This is a genomic window from Dolichospermum sp. UHCC 0315A (genome assembly GCF_008121535.1).
GTDB lineage: Bacteria > Cyanobacteriota > Cyanobacteriia > Cyanobacteriales > Nostocaceae > Dolichospermum > Dolichospermum lemmermannii.
Genome location: NZ_CP043056.1, coordinates 1,298,143 through 1,323,299 on the forward strand (window position 1 = coordinate 1,298,143; position 25,157 = coordinate 1,323,299).

The window sequence follows — 25,157 nt, forward strand, 5'->3', positions numbered from 1 at the left end:
TACCCTGGAGATAATTTCAGGGTATTTTTTTGTGTTTTTAACAATCACCTATTTTCGAGCAAAATGTTTTTCCATTACTTCTAAAATCATGGGTGCTGCAACACTACCACCACCACCACCGGAATGTTCAGCAAAGGCCACCACTAAAATTTCTGGCTTATCCGCAGGTGCATAAGCCCCAAACCAAGCGTGATTTTCTTTAACTCTTTTCTTCCAAGCTTCAGCCGTCCCACTCTTACCGGCTACCGGGGGAAGAGAGGGGACATTTAAGACCTTACCTGTACCTTCACTAACCACCTTTCGTAATCCTTCACGCAAAATTTTGACAGTTGTGGGCTTGAGATTTAATGATTCTCTCCAGCTTTTAGCTTCTTCATTATCTTTCAACACATGGGGTTGGACGCGATAACCACCATTAGCCGGGACGGCAAACATGACTGCGACTTGTAAAGGTGTAGCTTGTAAAGCACCTTGGCCAATAGACATATTCACAGTGTCACCGACACTCCAAGGTATCTTCCATGTTTTCTGTTTCCAATTTTCATCAGGAACTAAACCCTTGGACTCTTCTGTAGTAAATTCAAAGCCGGTTTTTTGACCAAATCCATATTTACGAGTCCATTCGATCAATGTTGGTCCACCGACTCGCTTACCAATTTGATAAAAGAAGGTATCGCTACTCCACTGCATCGCTCCTACAAAACCCAATGGTCCAAAACCAGCATGATTCCATTCACCAAAGGTAGTCCCACCAATAGTTAAAGAACCGTAGGTTTGTAATACCGTATCAGGAGAAAATTTACCTGATTCTAGTCCAGCGGTTGTGGTGACGATTTTAAAGGTACTGGCTGGAGGAAAGACACTAATGGCACGATTGACTAAAGGATGTTCAGAACCTTGGACGGTTTCCCAATCTTTTTGAGAAAGTTTTTGTTTAGAAAAGATATTGGGGTCAAAGGTCGGATGAGATACCATGGCTAAGATAGCCCCATTTTTAGGGTCAATGGCGACTATTGCGCCATTGCGTTTACCTAAAGCTTTTTCTGCTGCCATTTGTATATCTAAATCTATGGTCAAGTGCAGATCATTACCAGCTTTCGCTTGTTTGCTTCCCAATATTCGTAGAGGTCTACCGCTACCATCTACTTCTATTTGCTGCCCTCCCCATTCACCTCTTAACAATTTTTCATACGCTTTTTCTACTCCCATTTGACCCATAACATCTCCTAATCTGTAGCCTTCAGCTTTCTTTTTTTCCAACTGTTTAGCGGTAACTTCACGGGTGTAGCCAAGTATATGAGCCAACTCTTGACCATGAGGATAATAACGCACAGCTTCCGTATTTATTTCTACTCCTGGTAGTTCATTTTCATACTCTTTTAAGGCTGTTACCTGTGCTTCATTTAAATTGCGAGCAATGCGAATTAGTGAAGAAGGATTAACAGCAGATTGTTCAAGTGTTTTCTCGATCTCTTCTTGGGAGGTGTCAAGAATTTTGGCTAGACGTGGACCAACTACCGGCCAGGAGGGTTTCGTATGTGCCATTGGCCACAAATATACAGATCGAGGATAACGGGTGCTGGCTAATAATTTACCATTTCGGTCAAAAATATTACCTCTTTCTGGTTGTTTGGAAATAATCCGAATCCGATTAGATTCTGCGCGGATGCGGTGGTTTTTTCCTTCGATAATTTGTAAATATATTAATCTAGCGCCGATACCAGATAACATTAATAATGTGAATAAAATTACAAATGTGGATTGGACACCACGCCCAACTGTGCGTGTATTTTTTTTTATACTAAATAATGATGATAAGATAGCCATAGGAACTGGGGAGTGGGGACTAGGGACTAGGGACAACTGACAACGAACAACTCTACGGGCGAAGCATTTGGAGAACTATTTTTGGCAATGACCGATAATTTATCTTCCAAATGCTTCGCCCGTACAGCCGAAGCATTTGGAGAACTGTTTTTGGCAATGACCGATAATTTATCTTCCAAATGCTTCGCCCCTACTGACAACTGACAACTCTACGGGCGAAGCATTTGGAGAACTATTTTTGGCAATGACCGATAATTTATCTTCCAAATGCTTCGCCCCTACTGACAACTGACAACTGACAAGATTATGGCTCAAACTGCGATACAGAATCAAAGAGGTTCAAAAACATTAAAGCCACTTGATGTTGAATTGCGTAATGTATTTAAGTTTTTCAACCAAGAACCCGCAGTCCACGGAGTGGATTTGGATGTTAGACAGGGAGAGTTCTTTAGTATTTTAGGTCCATCTGGTTGTGGAAAAACAACGACACTCCGCTTAATTGCTGGATTTGAAAGGGTGGATGCTGGTAAGTTACTCATTCAAGGTCAGTTAATGACTGATGTTCCTCCTTATCTGCGACCTGTGAATACTGTATTTCAAAGTTATGCTTTATTTAATCACTTGAATGTGTGGGAAAACATTGCTTTTGGATTGCGATTAAAAAAAATATCCAAATCGGAAATTGCTAGTCGCGTTACAGATGCTTTGAAACTAGTAAAAATGGAAAGTTTGCGATCGCGTGTTCCCAGTCAACTCTCCGGTGGTCAGCAACAGCGGGTAGCCTTAGCCAGGGCTTTGGTTAATCGTCCCGCAGTCATTCTCCTCGATGAACCTTTGGGAGCATTAGACTTAAAACTTCGCAAGGAGATGCAAGTTGAATTATCCAATCTTCACAAGGATTTAGGGTTAACTTTTGTGATGGTGACACATGATCAGGAAGAAGCACTATGCTTATCTGATCGCATTGCGGTGATGAATCAAGGCAAAATAGAACAAATTGGTACTCCTAGCCAAATTTACGAAAGTCCGCAAACACCTTTTGTGGCTGACTTTATTGGTGATACTAATCTATTTAGCGGTGAAATTGTGGAAGTAGATGCAGAATCTGTGACAATTTCTACTAAAACCGGATTAACCATGATTGTTGGTCGTAATGAACAAACTCCTCTAAAAATAGCTCAAAGTGTTGTTGTTAGTGTGCGTCCTGAAAAAATTCAACTTTCCCTTTATCAACCTAATATACCCACAAATTGTTTCGAGGGACGACTAATTAATGTCATGTATTTAGGAACTCATGTTAATTATGTTGTGGAATTAATCAATGGTGTTAACCTCAATGTTTTACAACCCAATACTTATGGTAGCTTACCAGATAGGACTACACCCATTTATGCTTGGTGGGAAAAATTTGACTGTTTAGCTATTAGTCAAGATGTAAATTAGATGACTAACAGACGGAATTTTCTCAAAAAGATGGCGGCATTTTCTACCTTATCTTTAGGTAGTTGTGGTTGGCGACTAGCTAATGTGGGGTCAAACTATATTAGCTCTAATCAAAGTGACAAACTATATATTTATACCTGGACTCAATATACAGATAAAGAATTAATAACTACCTTCACGACCCAAACAGGTGTGAAAGTAATAGCAGATGTATATGAATCCAATGATGTGATGTTGGCTAAGTTGCAAGCTGGAGGTGGTGGTACTTATAGCATCATTTACCCATCTGACTATATGGTACAAAAGATGGCGGAAAAAGGGTTATTAATAGAAATAGATCATAGCCGTTTAATTGGCTTAGATAATTTATTTCCCCAGTTTAATAATCCTAGTTATGACCCTAATAACCGTTACAGTATTCCTTTTAATTGGGGAACAACGGGTTTATTATATAATTCAGAAAAACTCACAAATGCCCCTGAAGATTGGGAGTATCTTTGGCAAAATCAAGATCAACTAAATAAACGCTTTACCTTACTTAATGATGTGCGAGAGGTAATGGGTGCAACATTACGGATGTTAGGTTATTCCTATAATTCCCAAAATGAAACTGAGGTTAAAGAAGCATATCAGAAGTTGCAGATATTAAAACCTGCTATTGCGGCTTTTGATACAGACGCTTGGCAAAATAAGATTCTGGCGGGAGATTTAGCGGTCGCTATGTGTTATTCTGCTGATGCCGTCAAAATTTGCCAGGAAAATCCCAAACTCAAATTTGTAATTCCTCGTAGTGGTTCTTCATTATGGACTGATACTATTGTCATTCCCAAATCTAATCCTAATATAGCCGGTGCTTATGCCTGGATTAATTTAATTTTGCAACCAGAAGTAGCAGCAAAAATTTCTGAAAGATTATATATTTCTACTCCTAATCGGGCAGGATTTGAACAGTTACCAAAAGCAATTCAAGAGAATACTAATTTATTTCCTCCTCAATCACTTTTAGCAAAATGTGAACGTCTGACACCTTTAGGAAAATTTCAAGAAATTTATGAACGCTATTGGACTCAATTAAGTAAGTCGGCCCAATAAAATCGATATATGTTTAGTTTTGTAAAAACCGTGAAACACCCTATTTATAAGGTATTCGTTAATTTATATTTCGTTACATAGATTGATTTTTTAACGCCGACCTACTTACTAACTTAAAAAATGGTAATTGGTGACAGGTAATGGGTAATGGGCAATTAATATAATAATCACTAATTTGCAAATGGAATCTTCTAGCGACCTGAACAAAATAGAGAAATTACAACCTGCTGGGAAAAATTGGTTATCTCCTTTGGGCTTACTAGCACCATCTGGTATTTGGTTATTAATGTTGCTAGTTTTGCCAACATTAATAATTTTTGAGTTAAGTTTAGTCCCAGATATTCGACCAGGAGATTTAGTAAATCCTAGCGGTTTAGGTAACTATCTTCGCATTTTTGAACCGATTTATTTAAAGGTGATATTCAACTCACTTCTTTTGGCATTTGGTACTACTATTATTACTTTAATTTTAGGTTTTCCCGTTGCTTATTGGATTGCTTTAATAGCACCGAAGCGGTGGCAAACTTTATTAGTATTAGCTTTTGTTTTACCTTTATGGACTTCTTCTTTATTGCGTTCTTACGCATGGATTACAATTTTACGTCCCACTGGATTATTAAATAGTATATTAGCCAGTTTTGGTTTACCCGCTATCAATATTTTGAACAGTAACTTAGCGGTATTAATTGGCATGAGTTACAGCCTGTTACCCTACATGGTATTAATTTTATATGCTTCCTTAGAAAAGTTAGATAAACAATTGTTAGAAGCTGCTGCTGATTTGGGTGCAAATCCCATGCAAACCTTTTGGAAAGTGACTGTACCTCAAGTTTTACCAGGAATTGCGGCTGGTTCGCTACTAGTTTTTATTACTGGGTTGGGAGATTTTATAGACCCAGAATTACTGGGTGGTGCTTCGAGTATGACTGCTGCGCGGTTAGTTTATAATCAGTTTCTAGGTGCTAGTCAAAATTGGGGGTTTGGTTCAGCATTGAGTATGGCATTGATTTTGATGGTGAGTATTGCAATTGCTTTCGTGATTAAATTTGATCAAACTAAATAAGTAGGTGAACGGAAAAAAACCGTAGACGCGGAGCGGCTTCTCGAAAAGTAATATGTAACGAAAAGTAAAATCGGACAAACCCTCTTCACTCTTGCCTCTGGTTACTGAGCGAAGTCGAAGTATTGCCTCTTGCCTAGTGCCATAACGACGATTTTCAATGCTAACCTACTTAATTGTTTTTCTATCTTCACAAAGGTACAATTATTTTTAAGAGGTTGTTTGAAAAGTATTATATCAAACCGATAATCTCCAAAAACCTAACCCCCCTACCCCCCTTCCCTGCAAGGGAATGGGGGTTTTAAAGCCTCTCCCCTACCAGGGGAGAGGTTTGGAGAGGGGTCTGTTTACACATTAAAAACTTTTCAAACACCCTCTAAGTAAACTTAGCAAAAACTAAACATGATTGGGGTAGCAGTTGTTGGCACGGGATTTGGTCAAAAAGTCCATATTCCCGCATTTCAAGCACATCATAATACTAAGATTGTCGCTGTTTATCATCGAGATATCAATAAAGCAAAAACTATTGCAGAAACTCATAATATCCCTTATGCAAGCGATAATTTAGCAGAAATTCTAGCTTTACCGACAGTTGAAGCTGTCAGCATTTCCACACCGCCATTTTTACACTATCAAATGGCTAAACAGGTTTTGCAAGCTGGTAAACATCTTTTGTTAGAAAAACCTATAACTTTAAATGTCAATGAATCTCAAGAATTATATCAATTAGCCAAAAATCAAGGTGTAATTGCCACTGTAGATTTTGAATTTCGCTTTGTTCCAGAATGGCAATTTTTTGCTCAACTTCTTGCTGAAAATTATGTGGGGAATATCCGATTAGTTAAAATTGATTGGTTGGGTTCTTCTCGCGCTGATACTTCTCGTCCTTGGAATTGGTATTCTACTCAAGAAAAAGGTGGTGGTGCTTTAGGTTCTTTAGGTTCTCATGCTTTTGATTATATTAATTGGTTATTTGGTCCAGTTCACAAATTAAACGCTCATTTAATTACTGCTATTTCGGAAAGAGTTAATCCAGTAACTGGAGAATTACAAGCAGTTGATACTGATGATACTTGTTTATTATCTCTAGAATTGGCAAATGGTACACCTTGCCAAGTTGCTATTAGTGCGGTTGTTCATGCAGCTAGAACTCATTGGATAGAAGTTTATGGTGATAAGGGAACATTAGTTTTAGGTAGCAAGAATCAAAAAGACTATATTCATGGTTTTCGGGTTTGGGGTTCTCAACCGGGAGAATCTTTAACAGAAATAGCAATTCCCCAACAATTTCTCTTTCCTCAACATTATCATGATGGGCGAATTTGTGCTTTTCTTCGTGTTGTTGATGAATGGGTAAAAGGAATTACTAATCATCAAGAAATTACCCCTTCTTTTAAAGAAGGGGTTTATTCGCAATTGTTAATGGATTTATCCCATGAATCTCATGAAACAGGAAGTTGGGTAAATGTGCCAAGTTTGGAAGAGTTGGTTCTACCGCTCCCCTTGTGATTAAATATCCCTTTTATATGTTCAGAACCATTGATGTATATAGGTTTTATCCAAATTAATAGCGATTCCTAGGTCGCGCTAGTTCCCTCCGGGACGCTACCGCGAACGCGATCGCATCCCCAACATCCCAAAAGCGAACTGCTTGCAGCAGCGCTTCGCTATCGCACTTCCCCACACCCTCAAACGCGATTCCTAGGTCGCACTTCGCTATCGCATCCCCCACAGCCCAAACATTGATCGCATCCCCACACATCCCCAAAGGCGAACTGACAAGTCAGCGCTTGCGCTATCGCACTCCTACATCCCCAAACAACGAATTGAAAAGTCAGCACTTGCGCTATCGCTCATCCCCCACTCCAAACAAGTGTTACTTACAAGCAGGGGATTAGTATTGTCTATAGATCAATTTGTTTTCTATCAAAAGTCAAGCTTACAAGAACACTAAATGGTATTTGAATTTTAGAGGAAGGTGATACTATCTCAATTACCCCTTTTTGCCAAATATTTTTCCAGCAGATAATAAGTTTTGTCTTTGTGTAAGCAGGAATACTTATCTGGGTTGTCTCAGTTCTCTTATATGTAACTCCTTCGGTAATGGAGTATTTTGTCTTTATCGTTTCCTCGACACTATTTTTGAGGGTTGATGTAATACCTGACTTTATTTCTGACTTAACTCCTGCTTCAACACCTATGGATGATTCCAAGGAAGAAGCAAGATCAGAACCATGTCCTTTTTTATTTGCTTTTTCATACTCTAGATTAAATTGCCGTGACCATTGTTTGCTAAAATCAAAGGTTTCCACAGAGGTACTGCTACTTTTTGATCTATCAATCAGTATCGGCTCTTGAGTTAAGAACTCCTCATATATTTCAAGCTCTTTAATCTGTATTTCATCTGTTCTAACGTCGTCAGGTATGGACTGTGCTTGGCGAACGCTAAATACTTGCAAGGAGCGATTCTGACGGGGATCAAAAAGATCAAAAAACATGGTATTAATTTCTTCAATTTATGAACTGTTTAATATTCAACTAAAAGTATAGGTGATTTGATGTATTGAATACCTTTTCCATATTACCAAAACATCCCCAAATTCAAAATAATGATCTATGCTTTAACTGATTTTTCAGCAGCATTGATTAACATTTCATCCATCCAAGCATTGATACTTTTCCCTGCTTTTTTAGCTGCAATAAAAATTTTCCGATGATGTTCTGGAGTTGTACGAAATGGTAATTTTCCTGAAAAAGGTTTATCAGGTTCTTCTCCTAATTCTTTACAAAAAGCTAGATAGCCATCAATAGAAGTTTCAAATTCTTGACGTGCTTCTTCGACAGTTTTAGCTTTAAAAGTAACAACATCATTAATATCTAGAACACGACCAAAAAGTATTCCTGCTTCTACATCTACTTCAATTGATGCTGTATATCCTTTATAAGTCAACATAACTCTAATAACCTCAACTCGATTTTATTGTGGTAGGGGCAATTTTTGGAATTACCCCAAATCTTCAATATGGCCTAATTATAAATCAACTAATTATGGTTCAAATCCTGCTTTTGTCAAAAATTCACGTACAGATTTAACAGTTCCTTTATCTGTTTCTTTATGGGGATGTGGTTCATGAAAATGACCTTTAACATCATTTAATTTAACTCCTACTCTTGAACCGCTACCTTGACTAATATAAGCACCTAAAGCTATAAATAGACTTTCAATATCTTGCCAAATAATATTTGCTGGTACAGGATTTGTAAAAATTAATTCTAAAGTTTTTCTTTGTTTATTGTTGAGATCCATTCATTACTCCCCGGTGATGTTACTACTGGTTCATAAGCCAGCCAAGCTAAAGAAAGTTGCAACCTTTCAATGAAGCTACTGACATCACATATTAAGTATAAAAGCGTTGAATCTAGCTTTACAGAACGTTTCATTGTTTTGTTAACACCTTTCCTTAACTTGTATTTGGTTACGACCTAATTACTATGATATCACAATATGATGTCATGTCAAGAGATCAACTGAAATAATAATCTCAAAACAGTTGGTTACTCTGAGTGATTAATTTGTCATCATAAATACATAAAAAATAGGGACACAGATATCCGTGTCCCTAAACTTGATACGCGTTATCCAGACTGAAAATGTTTACTCAATTCCCTCAATCCGGTTTTCTACCTCCTGATACAACTCACGTAACCGGTCTAAATTCTCCTCGCTAGTCTCCCAATAACCGCGTCCATTCATTTCCAACAAAGTAGAAACAATCTTGCGGAAAGAATGAGGATTGAGATTCATCAAACGCTTTTGCATTTCCTCATCTTTGATGAAAGTTTCGTTCGTGTCCTCATAAATCCAATTATCCACAGCGCTTCGCTATCGCACTCCCAAATCCCCAAACAGTGATTCCTAGGTCGCGCTATCGCATTAAATATTTGATTTGACAAAAATTGACAATATTTGCCATAATTAAATAATCAGCAAAATAAACACTTATTAGCTATGACTACAGTAAATATTTCTCTTCCCGATTCTATGCGGGACTTTATCAATGAACAGCTTGAAAAAGGTGGCTACAGTACAACCAGCGAATATATTCGACACTTAATTCGTCAAGACTTAGAAAAAGTCCAAAAATCACGAATAGAAAAATTACTATTGGAAGGATTAGATAGCGGTGAAGCAATTGAGATTACGGATGAATGGTGGGAACAAAAACGTACCCAACTTCTTGAAAGAATTCGCAAATCATAGCAATGATTAGAAAAATTGTCATTAGACCAAAGGCTAGTGCTGATCTGGATGAACAGTTTACTTATATTGCACAGAGTAATTTTGACGCAGCATTGAGTTTTTTTGATGCTACTAGGCAGACTTTTTCACAAATAGCAAAACTACCGGGTGAGGGTTGATTTTTCTCACTTATTCAGCAAGCCCTAAATATCGCTAACTTCTAACCCAAAGTCATAACTTGCTCATATTCTTCCTTATGGCTTTGCAAAGCATCCCAAACATCAACCTTTTGCTGAAGATTCAACCAAAGTCTATGTCCATTTCCCAAAGCTTTACCAAGACGAATTGCAATATCTACAGTAATTGATTTTTCACCATTAATAATTTGCTGAATTGTTTGATTAGATACTCCTAAAACTTCTGCAAAATTGCTAGGATTAATATCTAAATCATCTAAGATATCTGCAATTACTTCACCTGGATGTATTGGTCTTACTAATCTATCTTGAGTAATATCTTGCAAATTATTCATAATCAATACTCCTTAATAAATTTTACTACCGTTAGTTAGCAATCTCTAAGCAATTAAGATCATATTAACACAGGAATTAATGATAATCTTCAAGATTGACATCATAAGCATCACCATCTTCAAATTTAAAGGTTATCCGCCAGGTTCCCGATACCTTAATTGACCAAGTTCCTTTTCTATCTCCTTTTAATTCATGCAAATCATATCCCGGTAATCTAATATCATCTACAATTAAAGCTGAGTCTATAACTTCTAATCTAATTCTAATTTTCTTTTCTAAATTTGCGGGAACTCCTTTATTAAAATTTTCTCTGAATAGATTTTGCAATGCTTTACTTTTAAATGTTTGAATCATCTTGAATTTTATATCATTATGTAGATTATACAAAGTTTCTACCTACAGTTACGCGATCGCACCCCACATTTCCAAACAAGCGATTCCTAGGTCGCGCTTCGCTATCGCATCCCATCATCCCCAGCAAGCGATTCCTAGGTCGCGCTTCGCTATCGCATCCCCACACCCCAAAAGCGATTCCTAGGTCGCGCTTCGCTATCGCATCCCCACACCCCAAAAGCGATTCCTAGGTCGCGCTTCGCTATCGCACTCCCAACATCCCCAAAAGCATCAATTAAGCAGACATTAAACGCTGTGTAGGTTCAGGAATTTTTCGACCTAACTCTTGAGCAGTTTCTATCCATTCCTGCATAATAATTTCTATATTTTGCAGTGCTTTTTGATAAGTTTCTCCATCAGCAGCACATCCCGGTAAATCTGGAACTTCTGCGATAAATGATTGGTCTTGTTCACTCCAATAGAGATTAATTTCATAGCGCATAGTCATCTTAACCTCCTAGCTGATATTTAAGTAACATTTCACGAACTTGTTTAACTTGATATGCTTTGGCTTTTCCTTATAAGTTAAAAGAAACTCAATCTCCCATTGTGCTGACTGTGAATGGTAAAGCTGCTGCTGTGGTTCAAGATGCTGAAAGTTATCAAAAACTGATTGATAGACTGGAATTACTGGAATCTGTTACTAAGATCCGTCAAAGTATAAATGAGTTTAAACAAGGCGAGGGTATGCCCTTAAATCAAGCATTTGCAGAATTTAAGGAAAACTATGCGAACGCTATCGCTCTCCCACATCCTCAACCAGCGATCGCTACGTTAAACTACCGATAATACTGTCAAAGTATAAAATTATGGTATAATTATGGGGTCAACTTATTTAATCTTTTGTAATTTATAAATTTGCGTTATAATTTTGATTGGAATCCAGCAAAAGAAAAACAGAATATTCGTAAACATCAAATCAATTTTCGTTTAGCATCAACTGTTTTTCGTGATCAATATCAATTAAGTTTATATGATGAAGAACATAGTGATTATGAAGACAGATGGATTACTATAGGTTTAGATGAAACGGGTATTTTAAGGGTTGTTATTCATACTTTTGAACAAACAGATGAAGATTCATGTTTGATTCGTATTATTTCAGCACGAAAAGCAACTTTTAATGAACAACAGTATTATCAAGGAGGAAAGCTATGAAAGCAGAATATGATTTTTCACAAGCTGAACAAGGTAAGTTTTATAATGCTGATGCAACTTTTCATTATCCGATTTACCTTGAACCAGATGTTGATAATTTTCTCAAGAAAATTGCTCAGGACAAAAACATTGATGTGCAAATTTTAGTCAATGAATGGTTGAGAAATAATATTAAATTAATTGAAAGTATTCAGTAAAAGCGATTCCTAGGTCGCGCTTCGCTATCGCACTCCAACATCCCCCAAACGCGATTCCTAGGTCGCGCTTCGCTATCGCACTCCCAACATCCCAAAACAGCGATACCTTCGGTGCGCTTTGCTAACGCATCGGTAAGTTAATTTTTTTTTAAATTCTGTAGAAATTTTCATAAATTGATTACTCTTAAAGTATGAAAACGTCTACTCAATAGGAAAACTAAAATGATTATTAGTGTTAGCAGACGTACTGATATTCCGGCATTTTTCTCAAAGTGGTTTATTAACCGTATTAGATCAGGTTATTGTGTAGTTCCAAATCCTTTTAATCGAAATCAACTTTCTCATATAAATCTAACTCCAGAAAATGTAGAAATTATAGTTTTCTGGACAAGAAACCCTAAACCTTTGCTTTCTTATATACAAGAATTAGATGAAAGAGGATATCAATATTATTTTCAGTTTACTGTTATGAACAATCCTAATTTTATAGATACTAATAAATCTGAGTTATCTTATGCTATTAAAACATTTCACCAATTAGCTGATTTAATAGGTTTTCAGAAAATTATTTGGCGATATGATCCTATTGTTTTTAGTGAATCAACTAATATGGGATATCATCATCTAATAAATCTTCACTACTATATTCACCTTTACGAATCACCAGAAATAAAAATCTAATTCGGTAACGAGGAATTAAACCATCTTCCCCAGTTAGTAGATTTTGTCTAACTATCTCAGGAATTCTTAAGGAAGAAGCAATTTCTAATTCACCCCGTTCAATAATTTGATAATCATTTCTTTGATTAGCAATTTTAGCAATATCTTCTAATATTCTCCGATTTTGATCATAAGCAAGCAAATCACCAATAATAATAAAACTATTTAAGGGAGCGCAATCAAGTAAAAACTTGATATTTTCTTGAGTAGTAGATGTATTCCATATTTCATTTAGACAATTTTGAAATATAAAAAGATGGCAATTACTAATAACTTCCGTTATTGGATCAAAGGTATTAGGTGAACATAAATCTAGCTTGCGAACTACTCCAGAAATATCTCCTTTCCATAGTTTGGGAACTACAAAATTTTTGGTAACTTCGCGACTCAATTTCCATTGCTCAGAGGCGATATCATAAATCTGAACTATAATAGATTTAGTTTGCTGAGAATGTTCTGTAAGAAATTGAGATAAACCAGCTACTTCAGGACATAGACCAGCACCAAAAAAGCAAGCGTTTATCTGTTCTGGAAAAGTGAATATTTCTGGAGATAGTCGCAGAATTTCCAAAGTCATTTGGACATAGTGCGGATAGTAGCGAATTAAATAAGCTGCTTGAACTTGAGGATCAGAATAATCTACTTTTACCGTATTTGAGCGATAGGATTTCCATAGGTATTTTGCAGCATTTTGTAAAGATTTAAGATAACTCTCAAATGTCTGATGAAGATTGGGATTATAAAAATCTGGTAAGTTTTTTAATCCTTCTAAAATATACTCGTATAGTTTTTCCATCAAATTGATACACCCTGAGTTAAATTAGTGAATAATTCTAAATGTTAAATTGATTCGTGGCTGAATTTCTTTAGCTGTTTTAGCAATTTGGTGTTGCCAAAAATGCTGAGTTTCACCTTGCATTAGCAGAAAACTACCACTAGCTAAATCAATATCAATCTTGTGATTTTTTGAATGCTTATGTCGTAAGGAAAAACGACGAGTTGCACCAAAACTAACTGAGGCAATTATGGGATTTTCCCCTAATTCGGGTTCATCATCACTATGCCAGGAAACACTATCTTTACCATCACGATATAAATTGATAAGAACACTATTAAAACTAATTTGTGCAATTTGCTCAATTTTAGATTTAATTAATTTTAATGTAGGATGCCAATGTTCTGGATGTTGTTCTATGCCAGAATAAGTATAGGATTTTCCTTCATCTCCATACCATGCTGTCAATCTTGGTATAGGCATTTGCTTACCAAAAAATTGGATTATTTCTTGTTTCCAGTTAACACTAGAATATAAATCTGAAAAAAGCTGATTACTTTCTTTGGTGCTAAAAAAATTCGGATATAATATTACTTCTCCATCAGTAGAAATAATAGTTTTTTTGTTAACCTGATTTTCTAATACCAGGTTATTAGTATCTGGTAGATAATCCCAAAGACTGATTTGATTATACATGATTTGATTAAATCTCCGTAATTATACATTTAGTGAAATCATCAAACTGAAGAATTTAGGCAGGTAAAAAACCTGCCCATCTAATCCTATTCTATACCCTCAATCCGATTTTCCACCTCCTGATACAACTCCCGTAACCGGTCTAAATTCTCCTCACTCGTCTCCCAATAACCGCGTCCATTCATTTCCAACAAAGTAGAAACAATCTTGCGGAAAGAATGAGGATTGAGATTCATGAGACGCTTTTGCATTTCCTCATCTTTAATGAAAGTCTCATTCGTGTCCTCATAAATCCAATTATCCACAGTGCTTCGCTATCGCACCTCTCACATTCCCAAAACAGCGATACCTTCGGTCAGCTTCGCTATCGCATCCCCACATCCTCAAACAGCGATTCCTAGGTCGCGCTGAGTGCAAGGCACACGCTACGCGAACGCTATCGCAATATTTTCTCTGAACTGGTATAATCATTCCTATAGTTCACTGTTTAAAGAAACTATGCAAATTAAAGAAATGACGGCGGAACAGTTACAAAACCTAATCCGTACTACTGTAGATGAAATGCTAGATGAATACTTCGGTGATCCTGATGAGGATAAGGAAATTAAAGAATCATTCAAGCAAAGTTTATTGGAAATCCGGCGTAAACGTCAAGAAGGAAGACCTACTATTCCTCTAGCCGAAGTTTATAAAAGGTACGGGATAGAACGTTAAATGAGTTATTCTGTAAGTTTTGAATCAGAGTCTATCACTGATTTAGATAATTTAGATCAGGTTGTGCGTCTGAGGATTCTGAATAAAATTCAACGGTTAAGTCTCAATTTTGAGCAGATAACTCCTCTATCTCTTACAGGTCAATGGTCAGGTTTTTATAAGTTAAGAGTGGGTGATTATCGAGTTATTTATGAGTTAGATATAGAAGAACAATTAATCATTATCATTAGAATTGGTCATCGTAGAGAAATTTATTAGATCAACATCCCCAAAAAGCGATTCCTAGGTCGCGCTATCTCTATTCCTTCGGAACGCTATGCGAACGAGACGCGAACGCGAACGCGATCGCACTCCCACATCCCAAAAGCATCAATTAAGCAGACATTAAACGCTGTGTAGGTTCAGGAATTTTTCGACCTAACTCTTGAGCAGTTTCTATCCATTCCTGCATAATAATTTCTATATTTTGCAGTGCTTTTTGATAAGTTTCTCCATCAGCAGCACATCCCGGTAAATCTGGAACTTCTGCGATAAATGATTGGTCTTGTTCACTCCAATAGAGATTAATTTCATAGCGCATAGTCATCTTAACCTCCTAGCTGATATTTAAGTAACATTTCACGGACTTGTTTAACTTGATATGCTTTGGCTTTTCCTTGTTTGGGTTGAAGGTTCAAGATTTCCTCAATTCCTTCTTTTGTGAAAATGTGGTGACTTCCACGAATTCTTTCATCAAATCCTAATCTGATTAAGAGTTGACACAATTGCTCAAAGGATATATTTGTGTCAGATGCGCCTGATAGAATTTTAGCTAATAGCTTGTCTTGTTGACTCACAAGTTATGATTTTATTAACTCAAATGTTTATAATAACCGAAAGCGATACCTTCGGTAAGCTTCGCTATCGCACCCTTCCCACATCCCCAAACAGTGATCGCTCTCCCACATTCCCAAAACAGCGATTCCTACGGAGCGCTTCGCTATCGCACCCCCACACATCCCAAAAGCGATCGCATTCCCACATCCTAAAACAGCGATACCTTCGGTCAGCTTCGCTATCGCATCCCAACATCCCAAAACAGCGATACCTTCGGTCAGCTTCGCTATCGAATCCCACACATCCCTAAAAGCGATTCCTACGGAGCGCCTCGCTATCACCTAAATTCATCACCAGAATAAAAAATGATAAGATACTAATAAGATTTTATTCATATTAGTATCTTATGAATGTGAGTTTTCCGATACCAAAAGAACTTGAGTCTTATCTTGAGGTTCAGCTTCAATCTGGCAATTATGATACTGTAGCGGACTATTTTTTGATGTTGTTACAGCAAGATCAACGGCGTAAGGATGCTCAAGCAAAATTAGCTAGTTTGTTGCAAGAAGGTTTGGACTCAGAAGCTGAACCTGTAACTCCTGAATATTGGCAGGATTTGCGCCGATCAATCTTTGGTGCGGCGCAGTAGTAATTATGGCTTTTCAGTTAATTGTTCGCAATCGTGCTACTCAAGATATCAGACAACAAGCAAATTATATTTTGGTGAATGGTAATAGGGAATTAGGGGAGAAGTTTCTGGAGTTTGTTGAGTATGCTTTTGCTCAATTGGCGATAACTCCCAATATGGGTAAGGTTGTGTCGTCTTTGTCTGATATGGGAACAATTCGTCAGTGGCGGATTAAGAATTTTAAGGACTATTTGATTTTTTATAAAGTTCAAGAGGAACAAGTGGAGGTTTTACGGGTTTTGCATGGAGGGAGAGATTTAGAGGATCTCTTGCCATTCTTAGATGAGGAAGTTTAATTTTTTAATCGCACCCCCACATCCCCAAACAGCGATCGCACTCCCATACCCCAACAGCGATCGCACTCCCAAAATCCAAAAGCGATCGCTCTCCCAACATCGATCGCACTCCCAAAATCCTAAACAGCGATCGCACCCCACATTCCCAAAAGCGATCGCACTCCCACATCCCAAAAGCGATCGCATCCCCACATCCCAAAACAGCGATCGCACTCCCAAACCCCAAAAGCGATCGCATCCCCACATCCCAAAAGCGATCACACTCCCCACATCCTCAAAAGCGATAAGTTTAATGTTACACTGAGGAAAATCATCAATAACTGCGGAAAGTGAACATGGGAGAAGCAAAACGCCGAAAGCAACTTGATCAAAATTATGGAAAAACCAAGGAAGAAACTCAAGCTCAAATTATTGATATAGCTCTTCTTGATTGCTGCGACGATATTCTAAGTTTACTTAATTCTGCCGAAGGTAGAGAGAAAGAAATAGCTCTTGCCATAGTAGATAGGTATGGTATTAACAGTGTAAAAGGACAACCAATGACTCATTACCACTATGTTGATACTGCAATTCAGTTAAAGAGAGAAGGGGATTTTAATGAAAGTATTGATTATTACAATCAGTTCTTCAGAGAGAGCGGTATTGGAAAGGGTTGGTTTATGACTTACTACGGAGTAGCTAAAACATTGGCACTCGCTGGTAAATACTCTGATGCTTTAATAGCTATAAATATCGCAATAGCACTTGCTTCGATTACACAATGTGCTGATTCTGATTATGTTTACGAGCGTCATTATAAAAGCATACTAGCTTTAAAACAAGGCAAAGTCGTACCTGGATACCTTGTAGAAATTCAAGGATAGTAGCACAGTAAACTAACTTTTTTTAAATTACAAAATCAACCAAATATATGGATCTTATACAACCGAAGAAAGGACAAGGAAAACTAATACTAGGGGATGAAGAATTTGATTCTGTATGGGCGGCTTTAGGAATTGCAAACTATGGTCCTGCACTTAACCAGAAGGGATTTCTCCTTATTAGAACATCACAGGAAATGTATGCATTTGTTGGTGACAAGCCATTTCAAAAATTTCACAATAATTTACCAGTCGCTCCAATTACAATTGTTCAATCTAGCTCTTGGCAATGGAAATTGCCAATTATAAAGATGGTTACAATTACGCGCAATAACGAATCTGTAGACTGTCAGGGAGAAATATTAGCTAATAGAGTAGAAGGATTGAAAGATGCTTATATTTACATTGATGGCAAGATAACAAGTGGCCTATTATCAGATTGTAAAGTTAATTTCGAGTTTAAACAACTTCAGGAACTTCCACCAATAACAAATCAGAAATTTAATTTATAGGAATCCTAGGCGTTGCTGAATTGAGGTATGAAATTGGAAAATCAAAAAAATGAAACTCTTGCTCTCTGAGACTCTGCGCCTCAGCGTGAAATAAAATCATACTCTTAATCAGTAACGCCGGATAAGGCTTTCAATGATTTTGAACCAGGTTTTCCATAAAAATAACTGAAAAACTGTATTTTTTTATGTATTAAAACCTATATAATATTACCAATAGTCATAAATAATATGGTGTCGTTTAACAGTTTTCGTGATGGAAAATGTGAGTGGAATAAGGGATTAAAAGATTTTGCTGCTCAATTTAACGAGATTTATAGTAAAGATTATAGTCTTTCTAAATGTCTTGATATCTCTGGTAACAAAAAGCAACCAGAAATATTACTAGAATCCTCCGGTAATAAACCAATAGTCATTGAATGCAAAAAGATAGTTTATCCTAAAAACTATTATCAACAACTTCGACATATTAATAATTTTTTTCATTATTTCAAAATTGGATTTGAAGCAGATTTAAAGTTTATTTTGCCTCAAGATTTCTATGTTCTTCACATAAATGAAATTACTTTGTATCAATATCCTAAAAGAGAATTAGCAAGACTAGCGAAAGAAATAATACTTTACATTAAAAATAATGTGGATAAATTCTTAACTGCTGAAATGATCAGCATAGAAAATCCCATACATTGTTGCTTTAGATTTGATGTTAAAACAGAAAATGAATGGAATGATATTTTAGATAAAACTAAAACTGAGCTTCGTTTATATTATGAAATAACTAGGGAGTATGGGAAAGAAGTGGAGGCAGAAGAAGTAATAAAGAAACAATTAGATAAAGATTCAAAATATTCAAAAGATATAAAAGAAAAATTTCAACCATATTCCGATTATGTAAAGATTTTCATTTTAGAGTTATGTGGTATATTTTTCTATATTCCTCAGCCCAAGAAAATTATAGAAATTATCAAAAATTCAGAAATTCTAAATATTGTTGATCAAATTTGGCTTGCAATTCCAGATAATGAATCAGAAAATATAATTACTTACCATCGAGTTGTCTGATATTGTAATTGTATCAATTTCCATAAGCTATGTAAATCCAATCTAGAAGATTGAGGATTACACCAATACGTTTCTAGGCAGGTAAAAAACCTGCCCATTTAATCCTATTCTATACCCTCAATCCGGTTTTCCACCTCCTGATACAACTCACGTAACCGGTCTAAATTCTCCTCACTCGTCTCCCAATAACCGCGTCCATTCATTTCCAACAAAGTAGAAACAATCTTGCGGAAAGAATGAGGATTGAGATTCATCAAACGCTTCTGCATTTCCTCATCTTTGATGAAAGTCTCATTCGTGTCCTCATAAACCCAGTTATCCACAGCGCCAGCAGTCGCACTCCAACCAGTGGTATTTACCAACCGTTTAGAAAGTTCCCGCACACCTTCATAACCGTGAGACAACATCCCCTCATACCATTTGGGATTTAACAACTTAGTCCGCGCATCTAAACGCACAGTTTCTGATAAACTTCTCACCTGTGCATTCGCAGTAGTTGTATCTGCAATGTAAGATGCAGGTTTCTTGCCATCGGCACGCAGACTTGCTACTAACTTAGTAGGATCAGAGTCAAAATAATGGGAAACATCTGTTAAACTGATTTCCGAAGAATCGAGATTCTGGAAAGTTGCATCAGCAGTTTTCAAAGTAGTTTCAAAAATCTCCCGCGACTCATCCATAACCCCAGGATTATCAGAATTGAAAGAGAAAGATTTCCGTTTCAAATACATTTCCTGTAACTCAGCTTCACTATCCCAAGTGCTATTCTCCACCGCTAAGTTAATATTAGAAGAATAAGAACCAGAAGCATTAGAGAAAACGCGAGTTGCAGCTTGACGCAGATTTATCCCCATGTCCTCCGCTTGTTTCAAAGCGTGCTTGCGGACAAAGTTCATTTCCAAAGGTTCATCAGCTTCCGCAGCCATTTTTACACCTTGGTCTAGCAAATTCATTTGGTTAATGAACAAGTCGCGGAATACACCAGAACAGTTAATTACAACGTCAATTCTGGGACGACCCAACTCTGATAAAGGTATCAATTCCAACTTATTCACCCGTCCCAAAGCATCGGGTACTGGACGCACACCAATCATCCACATAATTTGGGCGAGGGATTCCCCGTAGGTTTTGATGTTATCTGTACCCCAGAGGACACAGGCAATGGTTTCTGGCCAGTTTCCTTCATTTTCCGACTTGTTCCGTTCCAACAACCTATCAACGACGATTTTCGCAGATTGGACTGCGGCAGAAGTGGGGATAGATTGGGGATCTAAAGCGTGGATATTTTTACCTGTGGGTAATACGTCAGGATTACGGATAGGATCACCACCGGGACCAGGGAGAATATATTCACCGGCTAAACCTTGGAGAAGTCCACCCAGTTCGTTATCTGCACAAACTTGTTTTAAGCAGAATTCCAAATATTCAAACAGGGGTTTCAACGCAGAGGTATCAACTTTGGTGTAACCTGATTGATGCAGTGATTCTAACCAAGGTTCTTTTCTACCCATGTACAAGAAATTCAACTTGGAAACCGCGATAACTCGACCTTCTGCGTCAATTTGTTCTTGAACTAATGCCGTTACAGCCGCACGGGTAGCGAGGGTGATATCTTGTAATAGTTGCACATCTGCCAAAATGCCGGCATCGTTGTTTCTGTAGATATCTTCAATGGTGCGTCCCAGACTTCTGGCAATAATTCCGGGTAAACCTTGAATTTCTTCCTCTTGCCGATCTAAACTGGCAATATTGACCAAAGTGGCGATCGCTTCTTCGGCACTAGGAGGTTTACCAATCACGTGCAGTCCACAAGGTAACAAGCGCGATTCAATCTCCATCAACCGCCGATAAACGCTACCAACAATGTTATCCCGTTCTTCCGAGGACATATCCTTAGAATCGGTTTCTGGTAACTCAATATCCTTGTCTAAGTTGACAATACGGCATTTATCCATGATGGAATTGACAATGGAAACACCGCGTCCTGTGTCTTTCAAGGTTTGGTAAGAAGCAATTAACTCGCTGAGTTCCTTCAAACCTTTGTATAAACCAGCATTTTCCGCAGGTGGTGTCAGGTAAGAAATTGTTTCTGCATAACTGCGACGTTTAGCAATTGTGGCTTCACTGGGGTTATTAGCTGCGTAATAATAAAGGTTAGGAATTGAGCCAATTAGTTGATCTGGGTAACAATCACCGGACATTCCCATTTGCTTCCCAGGCATAAATTCCAATGAGCCATGTGTACCAAAGTGTAACACAGCATCAGCGCCCCAAATCCGTTCTAGATAGGTGTAATATGCTGCAAAACCGTGATGTGGACTTGCGGAACGGGAGAATAACAACCGCATGGGGTCGCCTTCATAACCAAATGTTGGCTGCACACCAATGAAAACATTACCAAATTGTTTCCCGTAAATCAACAGATTTTGTCCGTCGCTGTTGAGGTTTCCGGGTGGTGGTCCCCAGTTTTCTTCTAAGCGTTGGGAGTAGGGTGTCAATGCTTCATATTCTGGCACAGACATTTTGTAAGCGATGTTGAGTTCGGGACTGTTGTATTGTGCTTGTGCGTCGTGGATGACTTGTTCTAGCAACTCTTGGGCGTTTGCAGGAATGTCTTGCACGTCGTAACCGTTGTTTCTGAGTCCTTGTAAAACCTCGAAGATAGAACCGAATACGTCTAAATATGCGGCTGTACCCACGTTACCTTTGTCGGGAGGGAAGCTGAAAACGGTGATGGCAACTTTCTTGTCTAATTTGGGTTTGCGGCGGAGATTTGCCCATTTTAAGGCGCGTTGGGCAACTATTTCTACTCGGTCTTGTAAAGCGATCGCTCTCCCGGTTGCCCCATCTTTACCTGATAGGATGATCGGCTCAATTGCGCCGTCTAGTTCGGGTATAGCAATCTGTAAAGCCACTTGAATGGGATGTAACCCCAAATCGCTATCGAGCCATTCTTCGGTGGTTTGGAAGACCAAAGGCAAGGCAACCATGTAAGGACGATTTAACCGTTTTAAGGCTTCAATAGCTTTCGGATGATCTTGTCTCGCGGGTCCACCCACCAAAGCGAAACCAGTTAAAGATACCACCGCATCTATTAACTGCATTTTTGTAATTGGTTCATAGAAGTAAGCTTCTATTGGTTTAGAGAAATCCAAACCACCAGCAAAAACAGGGAGAACTCTTGCCCCTAAAGATTCCAATTCCTGCACAATTGCCACATAATGGGCATCATCACCGGTAACGAGGTGAGTCCGTTGTAATACCAAACCTACGCATGGTGCAAGGGGATCTTTAAGGTTACTAGAAATGTCTTTGCGAGCAGAATACCAGTTAAGATATTCTCGCACATCCTCAAACATAGTCGGCGCTAAAGGATGCCAAATACCCATGTCGGGATAAACAACAGGTGCTTCATATTTAGCAGCAGCAAAGCTTTCTTTTTCTACGCCTTTCAATACATATTTATCAGCCAGCATCAGCAAGAAGTTTTCCAGGTTTTCCGCTGAACCACCTAGCCAATACTGAAAACTGAGCATGAAGTTTCTCGCGTCTTGTGCTTTTTCCATGGGGAGGAATTTCAGCACTTGGGGGAGAGTCCGCAATAACTTCAACATTCCGTCTTGGAAACCAGCGCCAGATTTTTCTTTGCGCTTCTTCATGAAGTTAGCGATCACGCTCTTGGATTGTCCTAACTGCGCCAAAGAGAAGCTACCCATTTTATTGAGGCGCATAACTTCGGGCATGGAGGGGAAGACAACGGATACATCTAGGTTATCACGATGGGGTTCAACTGCGGCAACTACTTTTTGTGCTAGGTCTTCTATAAAAATTAGAGAAGCAATGAATATATTAGCACTGGCTATATCGCGTTTCAACTCCTCATAGTTTTCAGAGTTGCGTAGTTCTTCAATCAAGTATCCACTGATTTCTATGGCTACGCTAGGATGATTAGCGTTAATTTCCCGTACCGCTTGCGATAATGCACTTTGGTATTGGGATTCTAGCACGACATAGACAACCTTGATTAATTTACGTCCCCGTAAATCGTCTGGTGCAATATGCCTAATAGTGGACTTGACTTGGGTAAACATTCAAATAAGCTCCTTTAAGGCGTGTTTTTGTGGAGTTCATCACGGTTGATATGGCCGTTTGTAACTGCAATTATTTTCGGCAATAAGAGTTTTTTAGCAGAAAACTCGGATTCTGTGGGGGTTTTGTCCTATATCTGACACAAAATGATATAGAAAACAACATATTTATTCATGAATCTTAACAAAGAATGCAGGTTCTCTCACCTGTTTTTAAATTTTGTTTACATAGCCAAATAACTACTTAGTTGCAAAATAACGGAGTTATTCAGTAAAATTAGCTATTTATAGTTCAGTTTGACACTATAAACCCCAGGATTATGACAAAATAAAGCTATTAATTGGTAACTAATAATATAGAATAGGATATGAGATAGTTAAATTTTCTCCCTGAACATTCAATGAGGATATGACAATGAATGCTTTAACTGTCAATTTAGATTCAGTAATAAAAATGACTGATGACCAGTTTTTTAAACTATGTCAAGCAAACCGTGATTTAAGATTTGAACGTACTGCAAATGGGGAATTAATAATTATGCCACCAACGGGAGGAGAAACGGGAAATCGTAATGCGGGTATTACTGCTCAAGTTTGGATATGGAATGATCAAAATAAACAGGGTATAGTTTTTGATTCTTCTACTTGTTTTAAGTTACCAAATGGTGCAGATCGTTCTCCTGATGCTTCTTGGATTAAGTTAGAAAGATGGGATGCTTTAACTGGTGAAGAAAAACAAAAGTTTCCTCCTATTTGTCCTGATTTTGTAATTGAGTTACTTTCTCCTAGTGATAGTTTGAAGACTACACAAGAAAAGATGAAGGAATATATAGATAATGGTGTGCGTTTGGGTATATTAATTAATCGGAAATCTCGTCAAGTGGAGATTTATAGACCAGGAAAAGAGGTTGAGGTTTTGGATTCTCCTGCTACGGTTTCGGGGGAAGATGTTTTAAAAGGTTTTGTTTTGAATTTGGGTATGATTTGGTAGTTTGTGATCTAAAAAAAGAGGTGATTTTTAAATGCGTATCTAAATACATAAAAATTTTTGTGGTTTGAATAATTATTTATTTAAACCAAGTTTGATTATAGTTTCGGATAGCCATTCTTCTGCTTCATTATAAGTAAAACCATGACAAGAAATTCTACAAAATTGATCCATATATTCACAGTATATATCATAAGGATTTGAGTCTATATCAACATTCCAATTAGGCTTATTTAAGTGAGGTTTTTCTCCTGAAGTATTCCAAGAATAAATAACAGTTGGTAATATCTGGCTTTTAACAAACAGAGGAACTTTTTTACTTTTATTCATAATTTCATTGATACATGACTTTTCTAGTATAATCCATTTATAAACGGATGTTTGACAGTATCATTTAATCTATATCATAAACTTTCTCAATGCTTTGCTTAAAATCATTTAATGAAGCTTATCTATCTGAACCTCAAGAATTGGAAGTTAGAGATGAGATATTCAGCAAATACAAATATGCTTTGGCTCATATAGGGGTTGATTTTTATCAAGAGGATGTTCAAGAAGCACTTCTCAATCGTATTGAAGGTTTTGAAGATGCCATCCGTGCGACAATAGCTTATTGGTACTGGTTAGAAGAAAAATCAAGACCTTTTTACCCCAATGCTTGTATAATTCAAGCCATGAATGACGGTTGGGATGATCGCTACTGGAAGGATTCATACCTAGACAATCCCAACTTTAAAAATCCCTGTAATATATTTTGGGAAGAAGCGGGTAAAGTATGGGGATTTGATGTCAGAAATCAAATTATTGCTGATGTAAACTCTGATGATAAAGGCTATGAATATGTGATGTTCCGAAATGGTAAAACTATTTCACTTTTAGCTGCTAAACGCTTGGGATGGGAAAGATTGAAAGAATGCGCTTTACAACCCACATTCCGCACCCCAAAATGTTACAGAGGGAAATTACGGAGATGAAAATCAAAGGGAGCATCAAAACAAACAG

At 37.5% G+C, this 25,157-nt stretch carries 35 protein-coding genes and 2 pseudogenes; 19 read left to right on the plus strand and 18 right to left on the minus strand.

Annotation, left to right across the window (positions count from 1 at the left end; translation table 11 throughout):
* Positions 1 to 48 precede the first annotated feature (48 nt).
* Both mrdA and BMF77_RS26555 read right to left on the minus strand, forming a co-directional pair.
* A complete protein-coding gene (mrdA, locus tag BMF77_RS05925; RefSeq protein ID WP_148766826.1) occupies positions 49 to 1,827 on the minus strand; it encodes a penicillin-binding protein 2 in 1,779 nt (592 codons plus the stop codon).
* Between the two features lie 26 nt (positions 1,828 to 1,853).
* Positions 1,854 to 2,027 (minus strand): hypothetical protein, encoded by a 174-nt coding sequence (locus BMF77_RS26555; RefSeq protein WP_168204404.1) that lies wholly within the window; start codon positions 2,025 to 2,027, stop codon positions 1,854 to 1,856.
* A gap of 106 nt (positions 2,028 to 2,133) precedes the next feature.
* On the opposite strand from BMF77_RS26555, the gene BMF77_RS05930 reads away from it, so the two are divergent.
* From BMF77_RS05930 to BMF77_RS05950, 4 genes are all read left to right on the plus strand, one after another.
* On the plus strand, positions 2,134 to 3,270 hold the full coding sequence (locus BMF77_RS05930) for an ABC transporter ATP-binding protein (RefSeq protein WP_148761399.1): 1,137 nt from the start codon (positions 2,134 to 2,136) through the stop codon (positions 3,268 to 3,270).
* Positions 3,271 to 4,362 (plus strand): spermidine/putrescine ABC transporter substrate-binding protein, encoded by a 1,092-nt coding sequence (locus BMF77_RS05935; RefSeq protein WP_148761401.1) that lies wholly within the window; start codon positions 3,271 to 3,273, stop codon positions 4,360 to 4,362.
* Between the two features lie 181 nt (positions 4,363 to 4,543).
* Positions 4,544 to 5,425: an ABC transporter permease gene (locus BMF77_RS05940; RefSeq protein ID WP_148761403.1), complete on the plus strand. Its 882-nt coding sequence runs from the start codon at positions 4,544 to 4,546 to the stop codon at positions 5,423 to 5,425.
* Between the two features lie 399 nt (positions 5,426 to 5,824).
* The gene (locus tag BMF77_RS05950; RefSeq protein ID WP_148761405.1) at positions 5,825 to 6,931 is read left to right on the plus strand and encodes a Gfo/Idh/MocA family protein; all 1,107 of its coding nucleotides are present in this window, start codon (positions 5,825 to 5,827) and stop codon (positions 6,929 to 6,931) included.
* Positions 6,932 to 7,326: 395 nt separating this feature from the next.
* Here BMF77_RS05950 and BMF77_RS05955 read toward each other — a convergent pair whose 3' ends face one another.
* From BMF77_RS05955 to BMF77_RS05970, 4 genes and pseudogenes are all read right to left on the minus strand, one after another.
* On the minus strand, positions 7,327 to 7,920 hold the full coding sequence (locus BMF77_RS05955; protein ID WP_148761407.1) for a hypothetical protein: 594 nt from the start codon (positions 7,918 to 7,920) through the stop codon (positions 7,327 to 7,329).
* Positions 7,921 to 8,036: 116 nt separating this feature from the next.
* Positions 8,037 to 8,375, minus strand: coding sequence for a type II toxin-antitoxin system HicB family antitoxin (locus tag BMF77_RS05960; protein ID WP_148761409.1), 339 nt, complete (start codon positions 8,373 to 8,375; stop codon positions 8,037 to 8,039).
* A 93-nt stretch (positions 8,376 to 8,468) separates the two neighbouring features.
* Entirely contained in the window at positions 8,469 to 8,729 is a 261-nt protein-coding gene (locus BMF77_RS05965; protein ID WP_148761411.1) for a type II toxin-antitoxin system HicA family toxin, read from the minus strand.
* A gap of 348 nt (positions 8,730 to 9,077) precedes the next feature.
* A pseudogene (locus BMF77_RS05970) lies at positions 9,078 to 9,299 on the minus strand (cobaltochelatase subunit CobN); the annotation flags it as partial.
* Between the two features lie 132 nt (positions 9,300 to 9,431).
* Between BMF77_RS05970 and BMF77_RS05975 the strand changes: the two are divergent.
* Both BMF77_RS05975 and BMF77_RS05980 read left to right on the plus strand, forming a co-directional pair.
* On the plus strand, positions 9,432 to 9,683 hold the full coding sequence (locus BMF77_RS05975; protein WP_148761413.1) for a type II toxin-antitoxin system ParD family antitoxin: 252 nt from the start codon (positions 9,432 to 9,434) through the stop codon (positions 9,681 to 9,683).
* Between the two features lie 2 nt (positions 9,684 to 9,685).
* Positions 9,686 to 9,841, plus strand: a complete 156-nt coding sequence (locus BMF77_RS05980; protein ID WP_148761415.1) for a type II toxin-antitoxin system RelE/ParE family toxin — start codon at positions 9,686 to 9,688, stop codon at positions 9,839 to 9,841.
* Positions 9,842 to 9,882: 41 nt separating this feature from the next.
* Here BMF77_RS05980 and BMF77_RS05985 read toward each other — a convergent pair whose 3' ends face one another.
* From BMF77_RS05985 to BMF77_RS05995, 3 genes are all read right to left on the minus strand, one after another.
* Complete coding sequence (locus BMF77_RS05985; RefSeq protein WP_148761417.1) at positions 9,883 to 10,194, minus strand: HigA family addiction module antitoxin; 312 nt, start codon at positions 10,192 to 10,194, stop codon at positions 9,883 to 9,885.
* Between the two features lie 76 nt (positions 10,195 to 10,270).
* On the minus strand, positions 10,271 to 10,549 hold the full coding sequence (locus BMF77_RS05990) for a type II toxin-antitoxin system RelE/ParE family toxin (RefSeq protein ID WP_148761419.1): 279 nt from the start codon (positions 10,547 to 10,549) through the stop codon (positions 10,271 to 10,273).
* Positions 10,550 to 10,823: 274 nt separating this feature from the next.
* Positions 10,824 to 11,036 (minus strand): type II toxin-antitoxin system HicB family antitoxin, encoded by a 213-nt coding sequence (locus BMF77_RS05995; protein ID WP_148761421.1) that lies wholly within the window; start codon positions 11,034 to 11,036, stop codon positions 10,824 to 10,826.
* 59 nt (positions 11,037 to 11,095) lie between these two features.
* Between BMF77_RS05995 and BMF77_RS06005 the strand changes: the two genes are divergently transcribed.
* The 4 genes from BMF77_RS06005 (at position 11,096) to BMF77_RS06020 (ending at position 12,624) form a co-directional block, all read left to right on the plus strand.
* Entirely contained in the window at positions 11,096 to 11,377 is a 282-nt protein-coding gene (locus BMF77_RS06005) for a type II toxin-antitoxin system prevent-host-death family antitoxin (RefSeq protein ID WP_148761423.1), read from the plus strand.
* Positions 11,378 to 11,446: 69 nt separating this feature from the next.
* Positions 11,447 to 11,746, plus strand: coding sequence for a BrnT family toxin (locus tag BMF77_RS06010; RefSeq protein ID WP_148761425.1), 300 nt, complete (start codon positions 11,447 to 11,449; stop codon positions 11,744 to 11,746).
* Complete coding sequence (locus BMF77_RS06015) at positions 11,743 to 11,943, plus strand: hypothetical protein (protein ID WP_148761427.1); 201 nt, start codon at positions 11,743 to 11,745, stop codon at positions 11,941 to 11,943. Before BMF77_RS06010 ends, BMF77_RS06015 begins: the two co-directional genes overlap by 4 nt.
* Before the next feature lie 222 nt (positions 11,944 to 12,165).
* Positions 12,166 to 12,624 (plus strand): DUF1848 family protein, encoded by a 459-nt coding sequence (locus tag BMF77_RS06020; protein WP_148761429.1) that lies wholly within the window; start codon positions 12,166 to 12,168, stop codon positions 12,622 to 12,624.
* On the opposite strand, the gene BMF77_RS06025 is transcribed toward BMF77_RS06020, so the two are convergent.
* The 3 genes and pseudogenes from BMF77_RS06025 to BMF77_RS06035 form a co-directional block, all read right to left on the minus strand.
* A complete protein-coding gene (locus tag BMF77_RS06025) occupies positions 12,548 to 13,459 on the minus strand; it encodes a hypothetical protein (RefSeq protein WP_148761431.1) in 912 nt (303 codons plus the stop codon). The two genes, BMF77_RS06020 and BMF77_RS06025, sit on opposite strands and share 77 nt — an antisense overlap.
* Before the next feature lie 24 nt (positions 13,460 to 13,483).
* Complete coding sequence (locus tag BMF77_RS06030) at positions 13,484 to 14,134, minus strand: alpha-ketoglutarate-dependent dioxygenase AlkB (protein WP_148761433.1); 651 nt, start codon at positions 14,132 to 14,134, stop codon at positions 13,484 to 13,486.
* 86 nt (positions 14,135 to 14,220) lie between these two features.
* Positions 14,221 to 14,439 (minus strand): annotated as a pseudogene (locus BMF77_RS06035) (cobaltochelatase subunit CobN); the annotation flags it as partial.
* Between the two features lie 193 nt (positions 14,440 to 14,632).
* On the opposite strand from BMF77_RS06035, the gene BMF77_RS06040 reads away from it, so the two are divergent.
* Complete coding sequence (locus tag BMF77_RS06040) at positions 14,633 to 14,848, plus strand: hypothetical protein (protein ID WP_041458214.1); 216 nt, start codon at positions 14,633 to 14,635, stop codon at positions 14,846 to 14,848.
* Positions 14,849 to 15,106 (plus strand): type II toxin-antitoxin system RelE/ParE family toxin, encoded by a 258-nt coding sequence (locus BMF77_RS06045; RefSeq protein ID WP_148761435.1) that lies wholly within the window; start codon positions 14,849 to 14,851, stop codon positions 15,104 to 15,106.
* A 115-nt stretch (positions 15,107 to 15,221) separates the two neighbouring features.
* Here BMF77_RS06045 and BMF77_RS06050 read toward each other — a convergent pair whose 3' ends face one another.
* From BMF77_RS06050 to BMF77_RS06060, 3 genes are read right to left on the minus strand one after another with little or no spacing between them, the layout of a single operon-like run.
* Complete coding sequence (locus BMF77_RS06050) at positions 15,222 to 15,434, minus strand: type II toxin-antitoxin system HicB family antitoxin (protein WP_148761421.1); 213 nt, start codon at positions 15,432 to 15,434, stop codon at positions 15,222 to 15,224.
* A gap of 1 nt (position 15,435) precedes the next feature.
* On the minus strand, positions 15,436 to 15,684 hold the full coding sequence (locus BMF77_RS06055; RefSeq protein WP_039203750.1) for a type II toxin-antitoxin system HicA family toxin: 249 nt from the start codon (positions 15,682 to 15,684) through the stop codon (positions 15,436 to 15,438).
* Positions 15,685 to 15,711: 27 nt separating this feature from the next.
* Positions 15,712 to 15,966: a hypothetical protein gene (locus tag BMF77_RS06060; protein ID WP_148761437.1), complete on the minus strand. Its 255-nt coding sequence runs from the start codon at positions 15,964 to 15,966 to the stop codon at positions 15,712 to 15,714.
* 104 nt (positions 15,967 to 16,070) lie between these two features.
* Here BMF77_RS06060 and BMF77_RS06065 point away from each other — a divergent pair, with 104 nt between their 5' ends.
* Positions 16,071 to 16,313, plus strand: coding sequence for a type II toxin-antitoxin system ParD family antitoxin (locus BMF77_RS06065; RefSeq protein WP_148761439.1), 243 nt, complete (start codon positions 16,071 to 16,073; stop codon positions 16,311 to 16,313).
* Positions 16,314 to 16,318: 5 nt separating this feature from the next.
* Positions 16,319 to 16,648 carry a type II toxin-antitoxin system RelE/ParE family toxin gene (locus BMF77_RS06070; protein WP_246863074.1) on the plus strand — a complete coding sequence of 110 codons (330 nt, stop codon included), beginning with the start codon at positions 16,319 to 16,321 and terminating at the stop codon, positions 16,646 to 16,648.
* On the opposite strand, the gene BMF77_RS06075 is transcribed toward BMF77_RS06070, so the two are convergent.
* Positions 16,631 to 16,996 (minus strand): hypothetical protein, encoded by a 366-nt coding sequence (locus tag BMF77_RS06075; RefSeq protein ID WP_148761441.1) that lies wholly within the window; start codon positions 16,994 to 16,996, stop codon positions 16,631 to 16,633. The genes BMF77_RS06070 and BMF77_RS06075 overlap by 18 nt on opposite strands.
* Here BMF77_RS06075 and BMF77_RS06080 point away from each other — a divergent pair.
* The 3 genes from BMF77_RS06080 (at position 16,984) to BMF77_RS06090 (ending at position 19,079) form a co-directional block, all read left to right on the plus strand.
* Positions 16,984 to 17,511: a hypothetical protein gene (locus BMF77_RS06080; RefSeq protein ID WP_148761443.1), complete on the plus strand. Its 528-nt coding sequence runs from the start codon at positions 16,984 to 16,986 to the stop codon at positions 17,509 to 17,511. The genes BMF77_RS06075 and BMF77_RS06080 overlap by 13 nt on opposite strands.
* Positions 17,512 to 17,558: 47 nt before the next feature.
* Positions 17,559 to 18,020 carry a hypothetical protein gene (locus tag BMF77_RS06085; RefSeq protein ID WP_148761445.1) on the plus strand — a complete coding sequence of 154 codons (462 nt, stop codon included), beginning with the start codon at positions 17,559 to 17,561 and terminating at the stop codon, positions 18,018 to 18,020.
* A 228-nt stretch (positions 18,021 to 18,248) separates the two neighbouring features.
* Entirely contained in the window at positions 18,249 to 19,079 is an 831-nt protein-coding gene (locus tag BMF77_RS06090) for a hypothetical protein (protein ID WP_148761447.1), read from the plus strand.
* Positions 19,080 to 19,183: 104 nt separating this feature from the next.
* Here BMF77_RS06090 and BMF77_RS06095 read toward each other — a convergent pair whose 3' ends face one another.
* Positions 19,184 to 23,170 carry a magnesium chelatase subunit H gene (locus tag BMF77_RS06095; protein ID WP_148761449.1) on the minus strand — a complete coding sequence of 1,329 codons (3,987 nt, stop codon included), beginning with the start codon at positions 23,168 to 23,170 and terminating at the stop codon, positions 19,184 to 19,186.
* A gap of 412 nt (positions 23,171 to 23,582) precedes the next feature.
* Here BMF77_RS06095 and BMF77_RS06100 point away from each other — a divergent pair, with 412 nt between their 5' ends.
* Positions 23,583 to 24,158: a Uma2 family endonuclease gene (locus BMF77_RS06100; protein ID WP_148761450.1), complete on the plus strand. Its 576-nt coding sequence runs from the start codon at positions 23,583 to 23,585 to the stop codon at positions 24,156 to 24,158.
* Between the two features lie 72 nt (positions 24,159 to 24,230).
* On the opposite strand, the gene BMF77_RS06105 is transcribed toward BMF77_RS06100, so the two are convergent.
* A complete protein-coding gene (locus BMF77_RS06105) occupies positions 24,231 to 24,485 on the minus strand; it encodes a hypothetical protein (protein WP_148761453.1) in 255 nt (84 codons plus the stop codon).
* An 89-nt stretch (positions 24,486 to 24,574) separates the two neighbouring features.
* On the opposite strand from BMF77_RS06105, the gene BMF77_RS28885 reads away from it, so the two are divergent.
* Positions 24,575 to 25,129: a hypothetical protein gene (locus BMF77_RS28885; RefSeq protein WP_148761455.1), complete on the plus strand. Its 555-nt coding sequence runs from the start codon at positions 24,575 to 24,577 to the stop codon at positions 25,127 to 25,129.
* The last annotated feature ends 28 nt before the right edge of the window (positions 25,130 to 25,157 follow it).

Excerpts from the sequence above, each read along its gene's own strand:
- BMF77_RS06040 (WP_041458214.1), top strand. The coding sequence starts at position 14,633 with ATGCAAATTAAAGAAATGACGGCGGAACAGTTACAAAACCTAATCCGT.
- BMF77_RS05975 (WP_148761413.1), top strand. The coding sequence starts at position 9,432 with ATGACTACAGTAAATATTTCTCTTCCCGATTCTATGCGGGACTTTATC.
- BMF77_RS05980 (WP_148761415.1), top strand. The coding sequence starts at position 9,686 with ATGATTAGAAAAATTGTCATTAGACCAAAGGCTAGTGCTGATCTGGAT.
- BMF77_RS05960 (WP_148761409.1), bottom strand. The coding sequence starts at position 8,375 with ATGTTGACTTATAAAGGATATACAGCATCAATTGAAGTAGATGTAGAA.
- mrdA (WP_148766826.1), bottom strand. The coding sequence starts at position 1,827 with ATGGCTATCTTATCATCATTATTTAGTATAAAAAAAAATACACGCACA.
- BMF77_RS06090 (WP_148761447.1), top strand. The coding sequence starts at position 18,249 with ATGGTGTCGTTTAACAGTTTTCGTGATGGAAAATGTGAGTGGAATAAG.
- BMF77_RS06070 (WP_246863074.1), top strand. The coding sequence starts at position 16,319 with ATGGCTTTTCAGTTAATTGTTCGCAATCGTGCTACTCAAGATATCAGA.
- BMF77_RS06080 (WP_148761443.1), top strand. The coding sequence starts at position 16,984 with ATGGGAGAAGCAAAACGCCGAAAGCAACTTGATCAAAATTATGGAAAA.
- BMF77_RS06085 (WP_148761445.1), top strand. The coding sequence starts at position 17,559 with ATGGATCTTATACAACCGAAGAAAGGACAAGGAAAACTAATACTAGGG.
- BMF77_RS06015 (WP_148761427.1), top strand. The coding sequence starts at position 11,743 with ATGAAAGCAGAATATGATTTTTCACAAGCTGAACAAGGTAAGTTTTAT.
- BMF77_RS06100 (WP_148761450.1), top strand. The coding sequence starts at position 23,583 with ATGAATGCTTTAACTGTCAATTTAGATTCAGTAATAAAAATGACTGAT.
- BMF77_RS05940 (WP_148761403.1), top strand. The coding sequence starts at position 4,544 with ATGGAATCTTCTAGCGACCTGAACAAAATAGAGAAATTACAACCTGCT.
- BMF77_RS05985 (WP_148761417.1), bottom strand. The coding sequence starts at position 10,194 with ATGAATAATTTGCAAGATATTACTCAAGATAGATTAGTAAGACCAATA.
- BMF77_RS05955 (WP_148761407.1), bottom strand. The coding sequence starts at position 7,920 with ATGTTTTTTGATCTTTTTGATCCCCGTCAGAATCGCTCCTTGCAAGTA.
- BMF77_RS05930 (WP_148761399.1), top strand. The coding sequence starts at position 2,134 with ATGGCTCAAACTGCGATACAGAATCAAAGAGGTTCAAAAACATTAAAG.
- BMF77_RS06050 (WP_148761421.1), bottom strand. The coding sequence starts at position 15,434 with ATGACTATGCGCTATGAAATTAATCTCTATTGGAGTGAACAAGACCAA.
- BMF77_RS05995 (WP_148761421.1), bottom strand. The coding sequence starts at position 11,036 with ATGACTATGCGCTATGAAATTAATCTCTATTGGAGTGAACAAGACCAA.
- BMF77_RS06045 (WP_148761435.1), top strand. The coding sequence starts at position 14,849 with ATGAGTTATTCTGTAAGTTTTGAATCAGAGTCTATCACTGATTTAGAT.
- BMF77_RS28885 (WP_148761455.1), top strand. The coding sequence starts at position 24,575 with ATGCTTTGCTTAAAATCATTTAATGAAGCTTATCTATCTGAACCTCAA.
- BMF77_RS06025 (WP_148761431.1), bottom strand. The coding sequence starts at position 13,459 with ATGGAAAAACTATACGAGTATATTTTAGAAGGATTAAAAAACTTACCA.
- BMF77_RS06095 (WP_148761449.1), bottom strand. The coding sequence starts at position 23,170 with ATGTTTACCCAAGTCAAGTCCACTATTAGGCATATTGCACCAGACGAT.
- BMF77_RS05965 (WP_148761411.1), bottom strand. The coding sequence starts at position 8,729 with ATGGATCTCAACAATAAACAAAGAAAAACTTTAGAATTAATTTTTACA.
- BMF77_RS05950 (WP_148761405.1), top strand. The coding sequence starts at position 5,825 with ATGATTGGGGTAGCAGTTGTTGGCACGGGATTTGGTCAAAAAGTCCAT.
- BMF77_RS06105 (WP_148761453.1), bottom strand. The coding sequence starts at position 24,485 with ATGAATAAAAGTAAAAAAGTTCCTCTGTTTGTTAAAAGCCAGATATTA.
- BMF77_RS05990 (WP_148761419.1), bottom strand. The coding sequence starts at position 10,549 with ATGATTCAAACATTTAAAAGTAAAGCATTGCAAAATCTATTCAGAGAA.
- BMF77_RS05935 (WP_148761401.1), top strand. The coding sequence starts at position 3,271 with ATGACTAACAGACGGAATTTTCTCAAAAAGATGGCGGCATTTTCTACC.
- BMF77_RS06020 (WP_148761429.1), top strand. The coding sequence starts at position 12,166 with ATGATTATTAGTGTTAGCAGACGTACTGATATTCCGGCATTTTTCTCA.
- BMF77_RS06030 (WP_148761433.1), bottom strand. The coding sequence starts at position 14,134 with ATGTATAATCAAATCAGTCTTTGGGATTATCTACCAGATACTAATAAC.
- BMF77_RS06065 (WP_148761439.1), top strand. The coding sequence starts at position 16,071 with ATGAATGTGAGTTTTCCGATACCAAAAGAACTTGAGTCTTATCTTGAG.